The organism is Microcoleus sp. S36b_A4, assembly GCF_036700645.1.
Taxonomy (GTDB): Bacteria; Cyanobacteriota; Cyanobacteriia; order Cyanobacteriales; family Microcoleaceae; genus Microcoleus.
This window is the reverse complement of record NZ_JAUBPI010000031.1, coordinates 1-16,924: the sequence shown is the minus strand read 5'-3', so window position 1 is coordinate 16,924 and position 16,924 is coordinate 1. Positions and strand designations below refer to the sequence as shown.

The window sequence follows — 16,924 nt, the reverse complement described above, 5'->3', positions numbered from 1 at the left end:
AATGAAAATATAAGCCTCCCTTTTGCCCTTAGAAACCCAGGACAGCCTAAATTTCGCATTTGCAGGGAACGGAGAAAAGCTTAGAGGTAATCGACAGCAGCAATTTGTGTATCTAAAATCGAAAAAAAGTGATCACTTTCCCTCATCTTTCACGGTGTAATCGCACCCAGCAATTACAACAGCAGGTTGATGTGATGTGTGGCAGGTGTTGCTGAAAGAGTTGGGAGGGCATAAATGAGCACTCAGCTCTCAGGTCGAACCGCTTTGTTTAGCCTTATATGCTTCTATAAGCAAAACTATATTTGAAGCGGTAAGGTGTAACACGTATGCGGCTAAGTATTCAGGCACGCTTGTGGGTTGTGATCCTTGACCATGACCAGATGTTTTATTGCGAACAGTGGGGACACCTGTTTCAAGAACAGACCGTAAGCCTGATAGATGGGGTTGAAGATACTGTGGGACAAGGCCATTTTTAAGCACGACATTAATAAGCTCTTTAGCACCAGCACCCTTGTCACAATACCATCCGCACTCCTCACAAATTGTTTTCATAGCGCTCTCAAAAGCCTTCAGGGCATCAACAATCGCCTCTTTGTATTCTTCCCTTCTATAGTGTTCATGGGCACTTCGGAATTCTTGCTCAGCTCCTTTGAAATCCTGACTAGAGAGTAGGCTGAGCGCGGGTACAACAACTTCTGCGTGGATGAAACCTGAATCAACACGAATGATTTGACCGTTAGTGTACTGATAGCCTATTGCATGCTCCCGAAAGCGATGATTTAACTCGCCAATAGCATCCTCAGCAAGTTGGGGGTTGTTTAGCTGACCTTGGTATTCATAGTGTTGCAATATTTGAGGGATAACTTTCTCTATTTTGTTAAACGTAAGTTCAATTAGATCGAGGAGATGCTCGATAGGAGTATCTTTATCAAGCAAAAAAGACTTACATTGCTCAAAGGGGTTTTGTAACTCCCCTCCAAGATAAAACCTACCGAGTTCCCTAGCAATCGAATTATGAATTGTATCCCATAAATGATTTACTAATGGTACGCTTCCGAAGCGTGGTTCGCAATAAGGCCCAATAGCACTGATCCAGATATGTATTACCTGCCGTCGAAATTCGACTGGCAAGTCTGTATATTGATATACGTCTGGTTGATTGCCACGCTCAGCAAGGTTCTTGCGCTTTGAATATAAGTTGTAGATACCCATTTTTATCTCTTAGTAATGATTGAGTAGTTTCGACATAACCAAAGGGACATTAACGTATCTTGACGTAGCGGCAACGGTTGCAAGTTCTAGGCTGGGATATTGAACTATCCTGATGAAGTGGTAGGGATAACAGATTCTACTTCGTCCGCCCATTATCCTTTATAATTCGAGCTAAGCCTCCCACCTATTATTGTTTGGGAGTCTTTTTCTTTTGCTTGTACTGCTCTAAATCATCAGGAAAAAAATCATTCATATCGTAAAGCCTAAAAGGGTTAGGGTTATCACGCAAGAGGCTCATTCCCTCATCGCTGGCTTTTCCGTCAATAATGCAGGTAAACCAGGGATATTCCCAGTTCATTGGCAATACTTCGATCCGCTTATCCTTCTCAGCATACACACTTGCCTTAAGTGGGCTTATGTTAACGATGGGAGAGATCTGGCTAAGAAAACTTGCAGGTGAAAAAATAGCCTTATACCCAAAGTGTTTAGTAAAGATACGTCCCAGCTCGTAAAAATCTAGATATTGTTGTTCCTCTACCCACCCATCACACATACATCGAAACCGAAGATGTAGTGACTTTTGATCCACACTTAATACACCAGAACGGACTAAGCCTGCTACGCCATATTTTTCTGTCCCCAAGGAAGACGGTTTCAAGCCTACAAGTGCACGTGAATAGTCAACATACCGTGTATCCTGCATCTCAAAACATTGATATTGAGTGGTATCAGCTTCCCAGCCTAAACCCCAAGTACATGAAGTTCTCCCACCCTCGCCACCAAACAGGTAGTTTTCATCCTGGAAAAACGCTTTAGCCATTTCATCAAGGGATGGAACATAATCACTAACGAACTTCTTCCCCCATCTCTCCTCAAACTGGTTAACGTGGATAACATTAAAGCGGATATCTTCCCGATGACGTTTGAAATCTAATACAAGCAGCGTCAGACACTCCTCAAAGTATGAACCCTGAGTTGCGATATGGACAAACTCAAAATCAGTAAATCCCTTTCCTTTGAAAACAAAGGTATAGACAGGATACCCCCCCCGTGAAACGTAATCTATGAACGTCTCATCTATATTGTCAATATGGGCGAAAATGGCAGCCATGTACTTAAGGTTCTGGATCAGAAAGTTGAAGATTCCAGTTTCAGCGGTTACATGACCTGTTTTCACAATCGTCATCCCGTAGGGGGTTTGATAGTTGGCTTGTCGGGGTTTATCTGACTCTAAAGTCAGCGCATATTCCACCAATGCTGATGTAGCCACCATTGAATCATTGATCAGTCCGGGACGATGTTTGCGAATTGTCTCAATTGCCTTAACAATCTCGTCATTCTGGACAAGTTGTAAGCGAGGACGTGGAAGAGCCATTATAAACCTCTTTTTGTTACTCATTTTGATTTATTATACTCAATCTGAGTACAAATGCAAGAGGAGCCGCCCTCAATCTTCCATTTAGGTCACATGGCGCACACCCTCTGAATAGAGAAAAAGCGATATCAGATCAGAAACGTAAGACGTGTGTAAGACAAAAATAAAACAAAAGCTAGATTATTGGGGCTGATTTGGTTGCCAAGATGCTTGATGCACTGTTGCCTGAAAATGGCATCCCACTTCTAAAAGCTAGAGAGCTAAATAAAAATCAAAAATTTCTGTATCCTGACCTAGCTATACCCGTTTCGAGTCCTAGGCGCGAAAATTGCGCTTCCCCGCTTAGATCCCTAGCGAGATTTTTTTGACGGGCTGTTAAGTCTTGCCGAAGTGAAAAAAATTTAGAAGACCGTCGGAAAAATAGCCGCCTGCCCGTCCGGCTTAGGGCACTCAAAGTCGTGTGTCATGCGCTTGACACTATTTAATGACCTTAGCAGTTCCAGGCTCTGGCTCAGGATATGCGCCTATTTTGACCTAGCCGCAGCGAGTCGAACCAAACTCCGCGAACGGGTGGCAGCGGAGCATACTCTCGCCCACATCAGTCAATGGCAGGGGTGATTGTACCCGTTACCTCGGCTCACGCAAAAATCTATTCGACTTGCGGCGCATGGCATTTGTCCATAACCTTCATGTCATTGCTCGGATGCCACAGTCAGTTGTAGAAAATGTAGACAAAGCAACCTAGTTACACAACTGACATGATTTTCAACCAATCAGAGTTTGAACTTCGCTGCGAGTGGGGATTTCAGGGGGTTGCCCAACTCGCACCGATCAGTGACGTGATCATTATTGTTGATATCCTCTCTTTTTCAACCAGTGTTGAAATTGCTACGAACAATGGCGCAATTATCTTTCCCTATCAATGGCGGGATGAATCAGCGCTTGATTACGCAAAACTTGTCAATGCTGGTTTAGCCAGTCGAGAACGGCGACCCAGTTATGGCTACTCCCTTGCCCCTTCCTCACTACTTAATATTCCTGCTGGCACGAGGCTCGTCTTACCCTCACCTAACGGGTCCTTTCTAACGTTACACACAGGGTCAAAGCCAACACTAGCCGGTTGTTTGCGAAACAGTGAGACAATTGCACAGTTTGCGATGGCGCGCGGGACTAGGATTGCTATTATCCCTGCTGGTGAGAGGTGGTCTGATGGGAGTTTACGACCCGCTCTGGAAGACCTAATTGGAGCGGGTGCCATTCTTTCGCATCTAGATGGACGATTGTCACCGGAGGCAGAAGCGGCTGTGGCAGTATTTCGCCATTGGCAAGATGATCTCGTTACAGCATTGAAAAAATGTAGTTCGGGTAAAGAGTTGGTTGCTAAAGGCTTCACCACAGATATTGAGCTAGCGGCTGCGTTTAATATCAGCAACTGTGTTCCCTTATTGACTGATAACGCTTATGTCAAACAGTCAGGTCATTAACCCTCTATCAAAAATAGAGAGATTCTCTACCACTCAGATTCTGCGTCTAGTGTCAACTCCTTCTAGTAGACTGGCACTCTAGGCTGGGAAATAGGGTTCTCCCCGCCTAAGTGTAGTGCTTTTAAGCCCTGGGTCAGGATATGCGCCCCGCTTGATTTCTAGGGCCTCTGACACTTCGATGTCGGGAGCGCCGAAAATCTCTTGAGCTTCCTTAGACACCACTAGATTAAACTTTGTTTTCAGGTCTGAGACATTTCCTTTTCACATATTCCCGAAAATCCTTACTATAAAGCTTTCCGTTTGTTTTCCAATACTTCGCTACTCCTGGATACTCCAGTTTAATTTTCAGGTAATTAGACCAACCTTGCCATAAAACTTCATCTAATAAATTGTTTTATATTGATAATGGAGATTTTCATAGAAATTAAAAATGCTACAAACAAGTTCCCTAAACCTTAGCGCTTCATCTTTTTCTAGCGCTTCAGGCTCGTCACAACCTAGCCGATAGATGCGTGCTGATTCTGAGTCTTGGCTAATCCGGGCTTCAATTTCTGCATACACACTAATAATTGATTGATAAGTAGCCCCTTTTATAGCTTTCGTACTAGCTCGAACCTGTATAGCCACATAGATGAGAGATACAACAACTCCAACCGCCTGGATAATTCCAGAAATGTCACCTATAGATAGTGAAAAATTGCCTGTATTCATATAGTTTCTGATTTCCTTCTCCTTATTTCCTGCAATGCCTTATCTCTAAAAGTTTTGTTCTAAAAGCATTGCTACATTCTCAGCAATTGTTTCCTCCAACCCCGCGCCTCAACATTCAAAATCTCCAACTCCTCATTCAATAGTCCGGACAGTTTTTATATAAATTGACACATTGAGGGATGAAGCTCTTGAATTACGCTCTCTGGTTACCCCTTTTTCGAGTGATGGACTCTCGGCAGAAGATTACATAAACCCAGGGTGATAGTTTCAACTATCTTCTAGGCTTTATATCTCCCCAACAATATAGCTTTTTTATCGAAAGCTACATTGTTGGGGCTGGTTTGTTTGCCAAGATACTTAATACACTATTGCCTGGAAATGACACCCCACTTCTAAAAGCTCGAGAGTCAAATAAAAATTAGAAACTTTTGTATCCTGACCCAGCCGTACCCGTTTCGAGTCGTAGGTGGGGATATTGCCCTTTCCCCGCCTAAACCTCTAGCGGGATTTTTACGACGGGCTGTTAAGTCTTTGCCGAAGTGGAAAAACTTAGAAGACCGTCGGAAAAATAGCCGCCTGCCCGTCCGGCTGAGGACACCCAAAGCTGTGTGTCACGCGCTTGAAGCCATTTAATGACCTTAGCGGTTCCAGGCTCTGGCTCAGGATATTTGGCTAACTTGACCGAGCCTTACTGGCTGCGAGTTCTAGATGCGGGAATACTCAAACCTTTAATCTTCTAAAGATTCAACCTCTTGCGAAGCTTCGCTATCTGTTAAATCTTCACTCTCTATCTCTTCATTCACAGATGGTATTGATTGCTTTATTATTGATGTTGGTTGCGCTTGTCTCAACAATCGATTTTGATTTTCGATTAAGGCTGTTAATTGATCACAGTGTGCTATTATGCCTGCCACTAATGTATTATTTCTTAATCCATACTGGTCTTGTGCCAATTGCATCGCTCTAACGGCTGGAAATTTCTTAGCAAAGTCGGCTGTACTCGGTGAATTATTTACAGCAGCCACTATACGTTCTATATTGGTTAGAGGAATATTTGTAATACGCCCCAAACTTTCTATATTGCTTACATACCTTTCTATATTGCTGGAGGGAATATTTATAGCACGCCCTAAACTTTCTATATTTCTTACATATTTTTCAGCAAGCGATAATTCTTGGAAAGAATCATCCTGTAATTCTGGTTCCGATAAATTATTTAAAAGTGAAACTTCTTGAACTTGTTGTATAAATTCTTCTTTTACATCTAGTTGCAAGTATTTCCGAGAGCATTTCAAAAAAGCATCTGGTTGGTACATATAAAACATAGCAGCACCAGCGTTTAAAATTTCTTCAACTAACTCTCGACGTCCAGTATGTTTCCCGCCTTCTATTCTCCACCAGTCCTCTTTATTATCTCCAGTGATAAAAATAACATGGCTTAATGAGTTAGATTTAACGTGTTTTAATATTTGTTTCCAAAGAATCAAGTCGCCATATGTTGCCTGGAAAATTAATCCATTATGAGTATAACAATCTTTATTTTGATCTCTAAAACCAGGGGGACGACAAATTGTGTACCTTTGCTCACCTTCTAAATATATTTCATCTAGCTCAGCTTGATTGACAGGTGATTCGCCAATTTTTCCTGAGAATAAATCTGTAATTTTATCTCTTATATAATCGGTTCCATCTATTTGAATTAACTCCTCCCTACCAGGTGCTAATTTATCCCAAAAAGTATCAAAGACTTTGTTTGCATTTTCTCTCATTTCTTTGACGATTTCGGGAGGAAAACATTTGGAATTAAAGTTGCTGGAAAGAGTTTTATTCCATGTTTTTTTAGCCTGATCAAAATTGGATTGTGCTTGTTTTATTCTGTTAATTCTATTTTCATGATATTCAAGCGCAACTTGATGAGGAATCCATAAACGGTCTTTTATAACATCTACAGCGGATTCCAGGTTTATGAAGTACAGTAGCAGCAGCTTGTAAACCAGTTTTTAAAGTGCTTAATATTAACCAAATCAAGCGCCGTAGCTAGTAAAACGTCAACCATCTTGGTAGTAGTGGGCGAAAACTGACGTAAAAAAGCTTTCAGTTGTGACCACCATAATTCGATCGGATTAAAGTCAGGAGAATAAGGTGATAAATTCAAGACACTGGCACCAGCCGCTTGAATCAATGGTTCAATCACCGCCAACTTATGGGCTGGTAGATTATCCATAACAACGACTGCACCGTCCCATAAGTTGGGGACTAAACAGTGTTCAACAAAAACTGCAAATGCCTGACTATTCATCGACCCATCAAGCGTCATTAATCCTACTACTTTTTTTAAGCTAATTGCTCCAATAACTGTGACTTTTGCACCCCGATAAAATGGTTTTAAATCATATACTCTACTACCATATCTTGAACGTGCGTGGGTTCGTGTCAACCCCAATAAAACGCCCATTTCATCCAAAAATACTAGATTATTCTGGTCGATATTTTTCACTTTATCCCAATACTCACACCTCAAAACTTGCACTCGGTCGGTGGCAGCTTGACTACTCCGTATTGTTTTTTTTTTCGCGTCATATTTTGTTTTTTTAGTTCGCGACACATCATACTACAACTGACCGATTGCTTGTGGCTATCTAGCCAATATTCACAATATTCTGATAAAGTGCTATCCGGATATTTTTCCACCATCTGGATCAATTTAGTTGTGGACGAGTGTAACACACTTTTCAGGCTTCCCCCCGGTTTTTTGGGGTTAACGTGCCCAGTCGTTTGTTTTTGTTTTAAGATTTTTTGCACAAACGCTTTACTGACATCAAAACGTTGGGCTACTTTCCTGACTGATGTATCACCTTGTTCATAGGCTTTAACTATTTTTTTACGAAACTCGATCGAATAAGCTTTCATTTTTTCTGCTGATGTACTGAATCTAGTGTACCACATATACATGGAATCTGCTGTAAGACTTTAAAAAAAATTTCCCTTGTTTCATTCCGATGTTCATAAAAATCCAAAAGAACATTAGTATCAAAAATAAAAAAACAGCGTTGCCACAGTTCAGAAAAATCTTCGTCAGATGGGGAATAATAGCTTGGGAATAAGTCTTTCATTGTCGTCAATTGAGAATGGCTGTGAGAGTTGCTGTTTCAGGCGTGAGATTGAACTCGATCCCTAAGCCCGCAATAATTTGGGTAAGAGGATTTGATCGCGTCCGAGTATCCCGAACTTTTTTGACAAAGAATTCAGCCTGCACCCAATCATTTTAGCAGGTGGCGAAACTATCCAAGTTTTTTAAGAAGCTCTGAGCCAAGCGGAAAAAGTCTAAAGTAAATTTGACTGATATTGAGGCGCTCTGGAAATGAAACTTTCCCCCTTTAGGACTTTTTAACCGCTACAGCTTCATCAGAACCACCAATTCTATAAACGGATACACGGGCAAACTCTAGTTAACATCCCCGCCTAGAACAAGGTTTTGGAGTGAGTGGGAAATTACCCTTTCCCCGTCTAAACCTCTAGCGGGATTTTTCCGACTGACCGCCATTGTCTTTTTCACAGTCACAATAAAAAATCGGTCATCGGAAAAATAGCCGCCTGCCCGTCCGGCTTAGGACACCAAAAAGTCGTGTGTCACGCGCTTGACACTACTTAGCGTTACTGTTGGACTAAGTGAAACGCTTGACACAAGGGATTCACTTGTTATGCCTAACCCTAAAGGACATGAAGACTCAATCAAAGATTCTCGCTTTAAAGCTGCTTGGCATAGCGGCCCGACTCGCACCATTCGAGTCCCGATAGCCCTAGCTGACGCTACTCTCAACTATGCCCGTCAGCTTGACAGAGGTGCCGAACCGCGTGACACAATTAATAATTTCAGTTCTGAAGTAGAGGTAAAGACCGATAAATCCCATGACACAAGTGGTTCGAGTGATGAAGTAAACAGATTAAATGATGAGGTTGAATCACTCAGGCAAGAATTAGAAGCACTAAGGGCTGAGAATCGACGGTGGGAAAAAGCTTTTAAGGGATTCGAGGAAGAAAAATACGAGCTTGAATGGGAAGTGGGAGTAGTGCGCTCACTACTTGGCTCAGCGACTTGCTCGCCGATTTTTCCGGCAGTGGCTGAATTTAAATTATTACAACCCCCAGAGGTACTTAACTTACTAAAAGGTAAGCGCAAGAAAACAAAAGCTGATTTACGCGATATTGAAGTTGTCTGGCAGATACTTGAGGAGTTAACCCCTGACAAGGGAAATTAGGAATTACGCCCCCTTAAAAAGGGGCTTTACTGGGATTGAACCAAAATATGCACCAATCAGAACCCCGCCCTTATGACGCTGTACTCGGCGGATCAGGGCAGCAAACACCCTGCTATGAATACCTTCTGCCAAGTGATTTTGATGCAGAAAGATTGTCCCAGTTAGTTTTAGCCAAGCGCGGCAAACGTGGGTACAGGGACACAGCAAAAGAAATAGGTATCCGTATCGTCGCTATTTGTCAGGCTGAAAACGCTTACATTAAGAATCCAGGTTGGGTGACAAAAATCCCCTTTGAGGATTTTTTAGCTTTATGTAAGTGGTTGGGTATTTCTCCTGCTGAGTTGGTTCTCACCCTTACTCTGCAAAAAATTCTTGCCACTCGCGGCGGTTCTGAGCCTGGCTCCTACGATGCTGTAATGGGAGGCTATCAACGACACAAAACTTAGCACCCCTGTTGGGAATCGCTGTTAACTTCGCACGGATTAGAATTCGAGCCAAAAATTGAAAGCCCGTCTGACACAGCAGCGTCTGATAATAGTACCCAGATTACCCCCATCAACTTCTTTGAGTGGGTGGATTTGTCGCAACTGCTTGCCGTCGCACTTGCATCGGCGGGACTCATCCTACTTCTGTTTGCGATAATCCTGCTTGACGACGCTGGCTCCCGGCAACTGCCACAATCCCGGCTTAGTTTTAGGCTCCGGCTCGTGGCTTTTAGCATCCCTTCAAGGAGGATCAAAGCCAGTGATTTTCCTGTTTCAAAAGCTCAACGGATTGTGTTTTTCTAATGTGCGTAAGGATACGTCGGACAAGTTAAAATATATCCAGTGTAATGGTGAACCAATTAAATTAAAAAGCTATTAACTCATGGAAGACAATAAGATTTCCCAATTCATTCAAGCGCTTAAATTTTTTGAGTTAGAGCTAGAAGAAATGACCGGGAAGCCCGGTTATGAAAATAGAAAAGGCAAAGTAATTGCGGTAAGGAAAAAAGGTGATACATCGCGAATACTGTGCGCTTATTCCACCTATGACGAACTGTTGGATTGGGCAAAACAACAATTCCGCACCCCTATTTAACGCTTTGGCTGAGGATAATTTCACAGCCGTTTATGACCCTTGGGAAGCCGCCACACTTCCTGCTGTTGCGATCGCTCCCAACAACCTTGGTGTATACCAAACATTGGCGTAAATCAGCTCTTATCTTGCTTGCGATAATCCCAAGGTCTTTCACCACCATTGGGAAACCGCCACACTCCCCGTTGTTGCGATCGCCCCATCTCCTCTGCGATATCGAACGCCTCACGGTTGTGACAATTGGCGCTGTACTGTTTGTAGTGATAAGCCATACCCGCTTTGAGCATTTCCTCTTGCACCGATTGTTCGCCTGATGGTGACTCTAGCAATACTTCAGCAACACTGCGACCGTACTTGTCTCGATCCATTTCAATAACTATGACCTGACCTTTTGCTTGAGCAACTAGGTAACGCAGGTAATTCCGAGACTCAATACCCAGGGGTTGCTTGGCTTCTGGCGCATCTACGCCGCACAGTCGAATCTTTTGTTCGCGATTGTCACACTTAACCCGAAAAGTATCGCCGTCGTAAATCGAGCCTTCAACCACCTGACAGCGTAGAGATTCTGTTTGACTGGGAGGCTTGGCTAGTTTAGGTTGATCGTTGGGTTGGTGGAAATGGAACCAAACCAAAGCTGCAATTGCTAACAGGGGTAGAGCGTTGATGAACTTCTGCATTTATTTATTGCCAATTTAATCAATACTTTATTGAACATCAATTACTACCTCTAAATTAATCTGCCTGTCCTTTTGACCCAGGTTTTTGATTCTGCGTACTTTGCCCGCTACGGGGGATTTAATCTGAGTAATCTCGCGTAACTTTCCTTCAATCTCTTGTTTTTGCCCAACCAAGGAAGCTATTTGGTACTGTTGCCTCTGCATCTCTGATTGTTGCCTCACCAGGTTCAGCGAATGCTCGTATTGTTGGTGTTGGTAATTGCTCTTAGCTTTGTTGAGTGCAGCAATGGCGCTGTTTAGTTGTCCCACTAATCTTGCTTTAGATTCGGCAAGTTTGGTGCGGTTGTTCGCTTCAGCGGTGATGGCTTCTGCCCTTTCTTCTAGTTGCTTGGCTTCCAATAACTTCCTGAGCGTTTCATCCTTAAATCTGAACGAGGTTTCTGGTGCAGGTGCTACCGAGTGGGCTTCCATTAGTTGCAGTTCATCCTTGATTTGTTGGATGGCTGCTTCTTCTATGGCAAAATTGGGTTCGGGAAGTTCGGCTAGTTTACTCGTAGGAATCGATAATTGTTGGATGCTGTTCTCGATTTGCTTGCGTTCTGCTTCCAAAGATTGGCGTTCTTCGGTGCGATCGCTGATGATTTGTCCGGCTACTACATCAGAACCTTCAGCAATCTTTAAATCGTTGAGGGAAATCACTTGTACTTGAATGCGGTGTCTTTTAGTTGGTTTAGTTGATTGCTGTAGCTGAATAACGGGTGGCTTTTGTAAACGAGGTATGGGTGCTGGTGAGGGTGAGCCTGCGGGTGTATTAGGCTGCGGATTAAGGTTGAGGAAAGGCAAGAATCCGACAATCCCTGCTCCTAATGCAGTTGCTATATATTCTTTCATAGGCTACCTCATAAGTCGGGTTTAGGGCTAAATATCTTGGCTTCTAGGGAACCTGTGATGTATTGTCCGTTTAGTAGTTTGATGGCTATTTCTAGGGGACAATAGTTAAAAGTTATTTTATCACCGATTAGTTTCGCTATCTCTAACTGTTTCGGATTAGCGGTAAGTTTAATTGAATCTGGTTCATCTACAGTTAGCGTACCCGTAACAAAGATGAGAGTATCGGGAACGGGGGTTATGGCGAACTCTTCCTCGTCAAACTGCAACAATTGAATTGATGCGGATGCGGGTTGCCCTACTTCCGCAGTTAAGCGGCTGCTGATTAGATTTGTGCCTGTTTTCCACAGACCAGTTTTATTATAAATAATAAACTCGTTACCTTCTCCCGCTACTATAAAATACCTACCGTCTGCTGAACTAGAATCGCTAGCAAAAGTGCCGTTTATCTGAGCGTAAACGTGGTAAGAGGCTGCATTGGTTTGATAAATCTCCGTTGCATTTGAGCGCAATCCAAGTGATGTTCCCACAAATGCTGTCGGGCCACCTGTGCCACTTAGTTTTATCGCGACAGCCAAAGTAATGGTGGCAATAGCTAACACCCAGTATTCACCTGTGCCTCCAGTTTGCAAGCGTCGATTGGGATTGGAAACCGATATACACCAAGTGGGATAGGGCCAGAAAAACTGCACTCCCTGTTTGGTGAATATATCGGAGAAGCAACTTAGCAAGTGTCCCAAAGGCAGACACAGCCAAGTTTTCCAATCTGCGTAAAAGTAGACAGGTACAGAGACTAGAGCCAAAGCGCAAGTTGCCAAAAAGCAGTGAGTAACCGAGCGGTGGGGAAAGCGATCCTCAATCCAGTTGCTAATCGGAAATAGGATTTGTCCGATGGTACTTGTAGATGTATCCACATCGGGCAACTGACTACCGGCGATCGCTAATGCCAAATGCAGGGGATTACCAGTACCCAGGAGTAATGAAACTCCTGCTGCTGACACAATGGAGTGGGTGAGCGCCATCATTTCAAATATTCTCCCACAGGCATAATTTTTTCTGCTTCATTTATTAGCTCTAGACCGTAGTCTGACGCATCTTCTAAATCTAAATCTGCCACCTGACAGCAATCATAAAACTCAGCATCACCGGCAATGCCAAGCTCGTAAATGTTTACCCACTGTTCTGGGTGTAACTTGTGTGCTTCTGTTGCAGAAATACCTTGAATCATTGTCCTAACCTCTTTTTTGCACCTTCAACCCGCCCTAATTGTTTGGCAGCCATCGCCGCAGTCAGGGCAACGCCACCAAAGATTTGCCAATTCTTGTTGCCAGTTCCCATTCCCACATAGCGAATCACAGCAAAAGAGAACAATCCTGCCAGAATGATCGGCATCATCACCAAATACTGGCGGTGTTCCACTGTTTGATTGATGCCGAGTTTCTCTTGTTGCACTACTTTTCTCGCTAGCATCGGATTCCTCCCCGCTAGCGGTTGCAGTAGGGAAAGTCGAGCTGCTGTGAGATTCAAACCCAACTTTGCCGCTTCATCTTCCATTGTCGATCTAATAGCGCGATCGCTCGGCAATTCTAATTCCACTTCGATCATTTTGATGAAGATATCGCGGCCTGGATTCGCTACCGCAAAACAACACACCCTGCAACCAGCTTCGATTAAATCTTCCAACCAGAATCTAATCCCGGTGGTGAGGCGCTTGGCTTCGGGCAGCAGCAATAAGGCATCAGTGGGAATATTGAGCGCGATTTCTTCTTTGAGTTGGTCTAAGGTCAATTGTTTAACTTTGCCTTTGTCATCCTCCACTTCGGTAGGAATGTCCAACTGCTCAGCTAACTGCTGAAAGAATTTCTTGCCGCTTCCTTTGTAGATAGTCGTAGCAATGGAGAATTCCCCCGCCAATTCCAAAGCAACACCCGCTGCTACATCTTCCAAACCGGTTCCCAGCTCCCCGGTGACGATGCAGCAATGACCGCTACGGAGGATTTCACAAACTTTGGTTACTTCGTTTCTGGATTTTTCTGTTGATTCTTGTTGCGGTGCCGCTGCAACAGTTGCTGAGCTATTGATGCGGCATTCGGCTTTGGGTTGGCTGCATCCCTCACCGCTTGTAGTTTCGCTTTAAGGTCAGGGGGCAGGTCATCCTCGGTCATCCCCGCAGCGAGGTGCAGCTTTATCAGTTCCGGCATCGCCACCTGTTGCACTTTGAGTTCGGCTGCTTCCCGAATTAACTCTTCTAGCCCGTCCTCATTCTCCTCACTCCCAGGTATCTCAGGCTGCACGGGAATGTCTAACGCTGATACCAAACCCGAATTTTCCGAGATCGCTAGCTGTCCGCCTCCCCGGAATCCCTCCTTCTTCCCCGTTTCTTTGATGTGTTCGCTCAAGTCCTCCATCAGTTTCATTTGCTCGGCGTTGAGGTACGTTCCCTCCTCATCCTTGTTTGCTTTGATGCCCAGAAACTTCAAACGGTCGTAATACGTAGATGTTCCGATACTTAGCTTCTCGCAGATTTCATCGGGTCGTAGTTTGGTGGAAAGTTCTGTTGTCATTGGATTTTTGGTAGTTTTTTAATATCAGATTTACATAATATGAACTATACACCGCACAAAATCCACCTATCAACCGGACTATGGAACTGGAATTTACCCTGAGTTTATCTCAGTTATTCCACTGTCAGTAAAGCAGTAATTTTAGTGTATTTTGTTACTTAGCAGCATCAAACAAATCCAATAGGAACAAGAGACAATGCAAACTGACATGGGCAACAGCCAGAGTAGAGCGTGGAACATGGGAACGTTAGCGAAAAGGCGCAAGAATCCCAAAAGCGGGGAAAGCAGGGATATCCTAACTGGTGTGGATTGGAATGAGGGTATTATTTGCAACAACCCCAGCGGAGTTTCGAGTATCTCTGAAAGCATTGGGGGAGACGACATCACCGACTGGGCGAGGTTTCGATTGAAGGTTCCCGTGCAAGTGAATCTAGTAGTGGACAATGCCATCGCCGCCATTGTCAACTCTAATCGCAGCGTAGTTGTGGATTCGAGCGACGGGTATTCGAGCAACTTGACAGTTACTTTGGAGCCGGGAGTCTACTTTCTCCAATTCAGCACCGAGTCTTCAATTGGGTCTTTGTTTACCTCCAAGTTGACCCTAACGGAGGTTTAGCTAATCGGTGCAGATAATGGCATTGGGGCAGTGTTGTTCAATCAGGGAACGGACAACGCTCCACTCACCCCGCCCCCCAGACCATCCAAGTTTGTAGGGCAGGAAAGGAGTTAGTTCCAACTCCAAGGATTTACCGTGGAGTTTGGACAAACAAAGCGCCAAAGCATCGTAATCGGTATAGCGTTTCTTGCTGCCATGTAAGTTTTGACCCGCCATACTGCACACCCAAAGTTCTGGAGTGGAGCTAACCCGAATCATTTGGATCTTGCCTGGAACAAAGCGCTCTCCACCTGCATCGGGGCCACAGAAGCGTTGATACTCCGATTCCACCAACGGCCACTTGGATGCAATTGCTTTGCCCAAACCCGTATGCAGCACACCAGTACAACAAACTTGGTGAGCGATGATGCCCGTTTCGATATCGGGAATGAGTTTGAGTTTAATTTCTAATACCATGTGCTCTATGATACTCGGCTCCAAACAAATCCAAGTTTGCTGAAGTAATGATTTTGTAACAAACTGTAATAACCTGGATTAAAGATTAATTTGGTGCAGCATCAAAGTAACGTTAGAGAGAGCAAATCTTGATTGGCAAGTACACCGAAACACAACCGATAGTTGGGTGTACCAGAAGACCGAAACACAGCGACTATCTCATGCAAGTACACCGAAACACAACGAATATCTTAATATGCGAGTGCACCGAAACAAGCCAATAGCAGGAGTGTACCCCAGCATCAAAACACGACCAATGGCTTAGCGTGCCTGAACTCAAGGGATAGCTAGATATGCGGGAGTACCGAAACACAGCGAATAGTGAGAGTGTACCCAAGCACCGAAACACAGCGAATAATTAGGTGTACCAAAGCATTGAAATAGCGAGGAATATAGGGCAACGGGAGAAGCGAGTAGAATGCAACCGCTGCCCCAACTCTAGTGATTACCAGCGTCCACAGGCTTGATAGTAATCTGATTCCATTTCGTGTTGGAGTTCTAGTTGAGCTAAATAAGGTTCGATGGATTGATCTGGGTCTATGTATTGTGCTAATTCTTGTTGTAAGAACACGGCGATGAATTGCACTAAGCTAATTAAGAGCATGGGAACTAGGGGTGCTTTTTGTAGTTTTACACACCCTGCGATAGCCCTTTTATTGAATTTTTATTGGTAATGATGTAGCGTTAATATGTGGTTTTTATTATCCCCAGCAATCCCAAGATTTATGTAACCATGCACATCATATAATTTAGGATTGCTGGGTCATCGATTTCTGTGGATGCACCCAAACACTCAGCGCACTAACTCTGGCTACGCACCGGATGCAGGATTAGATGCAGGGGTTGGATGAGTTGCCCCCACGTCCAGTTCTCATGGAGCCTAGGAGGGTACTTACCACGGTGCAGCGTTCTGCATTTTCTTTCGTTAGATGAATGCGACCCAAGCGTCCGTTACTCACACCGAGCCAGTTGTACTGCATTCGATAGGCTCCATCTTTTTTGTCGTAATAGAAAGTGGCAGTTTTAATAACCACTTTTGGGTCTATGCCCGCATTTTGCCACTGGGGAGGTTCATCAACTCGATTCACTGAATATTCGATGCCCTGGGGAGTTTGTCGAATTAGACACTCCATGATTAATCTTTCCCGTCGAGCTTCCGATTTCGCTTTTTGGAAGCACCAATAAATCCGATCGTTTGCTACACTAACTTGTTGAGAATTCCTGAAGCCAATCCATCCCGGTACTGCGATAGCACAAAGGATGTTGAGGACTACTATGAGAATTAGTTTTTCTGTTAGTGTGAATCCAGAATCGGTAGAATAGCGCATGACAGTTGCCTCATATTGTTTTCATCCATGCGGTAGCTGTTTTCTGAGGTTTTCCTGTTTTATTGACAGCTACAATCGTTGAATAAAAAAAAGCGATCGCACTCGCTTGTAAGTACGACCGCTTGTAAGTTGAGAGTGCGCTTACTCTCGGTCAGCTTCACTAAGGAATGAAAAATAAATAACTTAATGAATTACTCAGGTTGGGGTACGGCTCGATAATTCCATTTGGGCAAATATT

General features: G+C 43.9%; 21 protein-coding genes and 1 pseudogene. 6 read left to right on the top strand and 16 right to left on the bottom strand.

The window, feature by feature from the left end:
• Positions 1-249: 249 nt before the first annotated feature.
• On the bottom strand, positions 250-1,212 hold the full coding sequence (locus QUA03_RS12320) for an STM4504/CBY_0614 family protein (RefSeq protein WP_333212424.1): 963 nt from the start codon (positions 1,210-1,212) through the stop codon (positions 250-252).
• A gap of 187 nt (positions 1,213-1,399) precedes the next feature.
• Positions 1,400-2,587, bottom strand: a complete 1,188-nt coding sequence (locus QUA03_RS12315; protein WP_333212422.1) for a hypothetical protein — start codon at positions 2,585-2,587, stop codon at positions 1,400-1,402.
• A gap of 549 nt (positions 2,588-3,136) precedes the next feature.
• Between QUA03_RS12315 and QUA03_RS12310 the strand changes: the two are divergent.
• A pseudogene (locus QUA03_RS12310) lies at positions 3,137-3,332 on the top strand (hypothetical protein); the annotation flags it as partial.
• 13 nt (positions 3,333-3,345) lie between these two features.
• Positions 3,346-4,071, top strand: coding sequence for a 2-phosphosulfolactate phosphatase (locus QUA03_RS12305; RefSeq protein ID WP_333212420.1), 726 nt, complete (start codon positions 3,346-3,348; stop codon positions 4,069-4,071).
• 381 nt (positions 4,072-4,452) lie between these two features.
• On the opposite strand, the gene QUA03_RS12300 is transcribed toward QUA03_RS12305, so the two are convergent.
• The 5 genes from QUA03_RS12300 to QUA03_RS12280 all read right to left on the bottom strand — a co-directional run bounded on the left by QUA03_RS12300 (position 4,453) and on the right by QUA03_RS12280 (position 7,895).
• A complete protein-coding gene (locus QUA03_RS12300; RefSeq protein ID WP_333212418.1) occupies positions 4,453-4,782 on the bottom strand; it encodes a hypothetical protein in 330 nt (109 codons plus the stop codon).
• A gap of 728 nt (positions 4,783-5,510) precedes the next feature.
• A complete protein-coding gene (locus QUA03_RS12295; RefSeq protein ID WP_333212528.1) occupies positions 5,511-6,743 on the bottom strand; it encodes a PIN-like domain-containing protein in 1,233 nt (410 codons plus the stop codon).
• Positions 6,744-6,745: 2 nt separating this feature from the next.
• A complete protein-coding gene (locus tag QUA03_RS12290; RefSeq protein ID WP_333212417.1) occupies positions 6,746-7,279 on the bottom strand; it encodes a transposase in 534 nt (177 codons plus the stop codon).
• Positions 7,280-7,299: 20 nt separating this feature from the next.
• Entirely contained in the window at positions 7,300-7,692 is a 393-nt protein-coding gene (locus QUA03_RS12285; RefSeq protein WP_333212415.1) for an IS630 transposase-related protein, read from the bottom strand.
• Positions 7,689-7,895 carry a PIN-like domain-containing protein gene (locus QUA03_RS12280; RefSeq protein WP_333212413.1) on the bottom strand — a complete coding sequence of 69 codons (207 nt, stop codon included), beginning with the start codon at positions 7,893-7,895 and terminating at the stop codon, positions 7,689-7,691. Before QUA03_RS12280 ends, QUA03_RS12285 begins: the two co-directional genes overlap by 4 nt.
• 588 nt (positions 7,896-8,483) lie before the next feature.
• Here QUA03_RS12280 and QUA03_RS12275 point away from each other — a divergent pair.
• The 3 genes from QUA03_RS12275 (at position 8,484) to QUA03_RS12265 (ending at position 10,121) form a co-directional block, all read left to right on the top strand.
• Positions 8,484-9,041 (top strand): hypothetical protein, encoded by a 558-nt coding sequence (locus QUA03_RS12275; protein ID WP_333212412.1) that lies wholly within the window; start codon positions 8,484-8,486, stop codon positions 9,039-9,041.
• A gap of 47 nt (positions 9,042-9,088) precedes the next feature.
• Positions 9,089-9,487, top strand: coding sequence for a hypothetical protein (locus QUA03_RS12270; protein WP_333212410.1), 399 nt, complete (start codon positions 9,089-9,091; stop codon positions 9,485-9,487).
• A 421-nt stretch (positions 9,488-9,908) separates the two neighbouring features.
• Positions 9,909-10,121, top strand: coding sequence for a hypothetical protein (locus QUA03_RS12265; protein WP_333212408.1), 213 nt, complete (start codon positions 9,909-9,911; stop codon positions 10,119-10,121).
• Positions 10,122-10,234: 113 nt separating this feature from the next.
• Here the strand turns inward: QUA03_RS12265 and QUA03_RS12260 are convergent, their stop codons facing one another.
• The 6 genes from QUA03_RS12260 to QUA03_RS12235 all read right to left on the bottom strand — a co-directional run bounded on the left by QUA03_RS12260 (position 10,235) and on the right by QUA03_RS12235 (position 14,247).
• Positions 10,235-10,795, bottom strand: a complete 561-nt coding sequence (locus tag QUA03_RS12260) for a thermonuclease family protein (protein ID WP_333212407.1) — start codon at positions 10,793-10,795, stop codon at positions 10,235-10,237.
• A 27-nt stretch (positions 10,796-10,822) separates the two neighbouring features.
• Positions 10,823-11,686 carry a hypothetical protein gene (locus QUA03_RS12255; protein ID WP_333212405.1) on the bottom strand — a complete coding sequence of 288 codons (864 nt, stop codon included), beginning with the start codon at positions 11,684-11,686 and terminating at the stop codon, positions 10,823-10,825.
• An 8-nt stretch (positions 11,687-11,694) separates the two neighbouring features.
• The gene (locus tag QUA03_RS12250) at positions 11,695-12,708 is read right to left on the bottom strand and encodes a metal-dependent hydrolase (RefSeq protein WP_333212403.1); all 1,014 of its coding nucleotides are present in this window, start codon (positions 12,706-12,708) and stop codon (positions 11,695-11,697) included.
• A complete protein-coding gene (locus tag QUA03_RS12245; protein WP_333212402.1) occupies positions 12,705-12,911 on the bottom strand; it encodes a hypothetical protein in 207 nt (68 codons plus the stop codon). Before QUA03_RS12245 ends, QUA03_RS12250 begins: the two co-directional genes overlap by 4 nt.
• Positions 12,908-13,630 carry a hypothetical protein gene (locus QUA03_RS12240; protein WP_333212400.1) on the bottom strand — a complete coding sequence of 241 codons (723 nt, stop codon included), beginning with the start codon at positions 13,628-13,630 and terminating at the stop codon, positions 12,908-12,910. The genes QUA03_RS12245 and QUA03_RS12240 overlap by 4 nt, the downstream gene beginning before the upstream one ends.
• 65 nt (positions 13,631-13,695) lie before the next feature.
• Positions 13,696-14,247, bottom strand: a complete 552-nt coding sequence (locus QUA03_RS12235; RefSeq protein ID WP_333212399.1) for a hypothetical protein — start codon at positions 14,245-14,247, stop codon at positions 13,696-13,698.
• A 196-nt stretch (positions 14,248-14,443) separates the two neighbouring features.
• On the opposite strand from QUA03_RS12235, the gene QUA03_RS12230 reads away from it, so the two are divergent.
• Positions 14,444-14,863: a hypothetical protein gene (locus QUA03_RS12230; RefSeq protein WP_333212397.1), complete on the top strand. Its 420-nt coding sequence runs from the start codon at positions 14,444-14,446 to the stop codon at positions 14,861-14,863.
• Here QUA03_RS12230 and QUA03_RS12225 read toward each other — a convergent pair whose 3' ends face one another.
• The 3 genes from QUA03_RS12225 to QUA03_RS12215 form a co-directional block, all read right to left on the bottom strand.
• On the bottom strand, positions 14,864-15,319 hold the full coding sequence (locus QUA03_RS12225; RefSeq protein WP_333212396.1) for a hypothetical protein: 456 nt from the start codon (positions 15,317-15,319) through the stop codon (positions 14,864-14,866). It abuts the gene before it with no gap.
• 484 nt (positions 15,320-15,803) lie between these two features.
• Entirely contained in the window at positions 15,804-15,962 is a 159-nt protein-coding gene (locus QUA03_RS12220) for a hypothetical protein (protein WP_333212394.1), read from the bottom strand.
• Between the two features lie 226 nt (positions 15,963-16,188).
• Positions 16,189-16,686 carry a hypothetical protein gene (locus tag QUA03_RS12215; protein ID WP_333212393.1) on the bottom strand — a complete coding sequence of 166 codons (498 nt, stop codon included), beginning with the start codon at positions 16,684-16,686 and terminating at the stop codon, positions 16,189-16,191.
• Positions 16,687-16,924 lie beyond the last annotated feature (238 nt).

What these genes read in the sequence shown, in the direction of transcription:
- QUA03_RS12230 (WP_333212397.1), top strand. Translation starts at nt 14,444, where the DNA reads ATGCAAACTGACATGGGCAACAGCCAGAGTAGAGCGTGGAACATGGGA.
- QUA03_RS12215 (WP_333212393.1), bottom strand. Translation starts at nt 16,686, where the DNA reads ATGCGCTATTCTACCGATTCTGGATTCACACTAACAGAAAAACTAATT.
- QUA03_RS12270 (WP_333212410.1), top strand. Translation starts at nt 9,089, where the DNA reads ATGCACCAATCAGAACCCCGCCCTTATGACGCTGTACTCGGCGGATCA.
- QUA03_RS12255 (WP_333212405.1), bottom strand. Translation starts at nt 11,686, where the DNA reads ATGAAAGAATATATAGCAACTGCATTAGGAGCAGGGATTGTCGGATTC.
- QUA03_RS12220 (WP_333212394.1), bottom strand. Translation starts at nt 15,962, where the DNA reads ATGCTCTTAATTAGCTTAGTGCAATTCATCGCCGTGTTCTTACAACAA.
- QUA03_RS12265 (WP_333212408.1), top strand. Translation starts at nt 9,909, where the DNA reads ATGGAAGACAATAAGATTTCCCAATTCATTCAAGCGCTTAAATTTTTT.
- QUA03_RS12260 (WP_333212407.1), bottom strand. Translation starts at nt 10,795, where the DNA reads ATGCAGAAGTTCATCAACGCTCTACCCCTGTTAGCAATTGCAGCTTTG.
- QUA03_RS12250 (WP_333212403.1), bottom strand. Translation starts at nt 12,708, where the DNA reads ATGATGGCGCTCACCCACTCCATTGTGTCAGCAGCAGGAGTTTCATTA.
- QUA03_RS12275 (WP_333212412.1), top strand. Translation starts at nt 8,484, where the DNA reads ATGCCTAACCCTAAAGGACATGAAGACTCAATCAAAGATTCTCGCTTT.
- QUA03_RS12300 (WP_333212418.1), bottom strand. Translation starts at nt 4,782, where the DNA reads ATGAATACAGGCAATTTTTCACTATCTATAGGTGACATTTCTGGAATT.
- QUA03_RS12305 (WP_333212420.1), top strand. Translation starts at nt 3,346, where the DNA reads ATGATTTTCAACCAATCAGAGTTTGAACTTCGCTGCGAGTGGGGATTT.
- QUA03_RS12315 (WP_333212422.1), bottom strand. Translation starts at nt 2,587, where the DNA reads ATGGCTCTTCCACGTCCTCGCTTACAACTTGTCCAGAATGACGAGATT.
- QUA03_RS12225 (WP_333212396.1), bottom strand. Translation starts at nt 15,319, where the DNA reads ATGGTATTAGAAATTAAACTCAAACTCATTCCCGATATCGAAACGGGC.
- QUA03_RS12280 (WP_333212413.1), bottom strand. Translation starts at nt 7,895, where the DNA reads ATGAAAGACTTATTCCCAAGCTATTATTCCCCATCTGACGAAGATTTT.
- QUA03_RS12245 (WP_333212402.1), bottom strand. Translation starts at nt 12,911, where the DNA reads ATGATTCAAGGTATTTCTGCAACAGAAGCACACAAGTTACACCCAGAA.
- QUA03_RS12235 (WP_333212399.1), bottom strand. Translation starts at nt 14,247, where the DNA reads ATGACAACAGAACTTTCCACCAAACTACGACCCGATGAAATCTGCGAG.
- QUA03_RS12320 (WP_333212424.1), bottom strand. Translation starts at nt 1,212, where the DNA reads ATGGGTATCTACAACTTATATTCAAAGCGCAAGAACCTTGCTGAGCGT.
- QUA03_RS12285 (WP_333212415.1), bottom strand. Translation starts at nt 7,692, where the DNA reads ATGAAAGCTTATTCGATCGAGTTTCGTAAAAAAATAGTTAAAGCCTAT.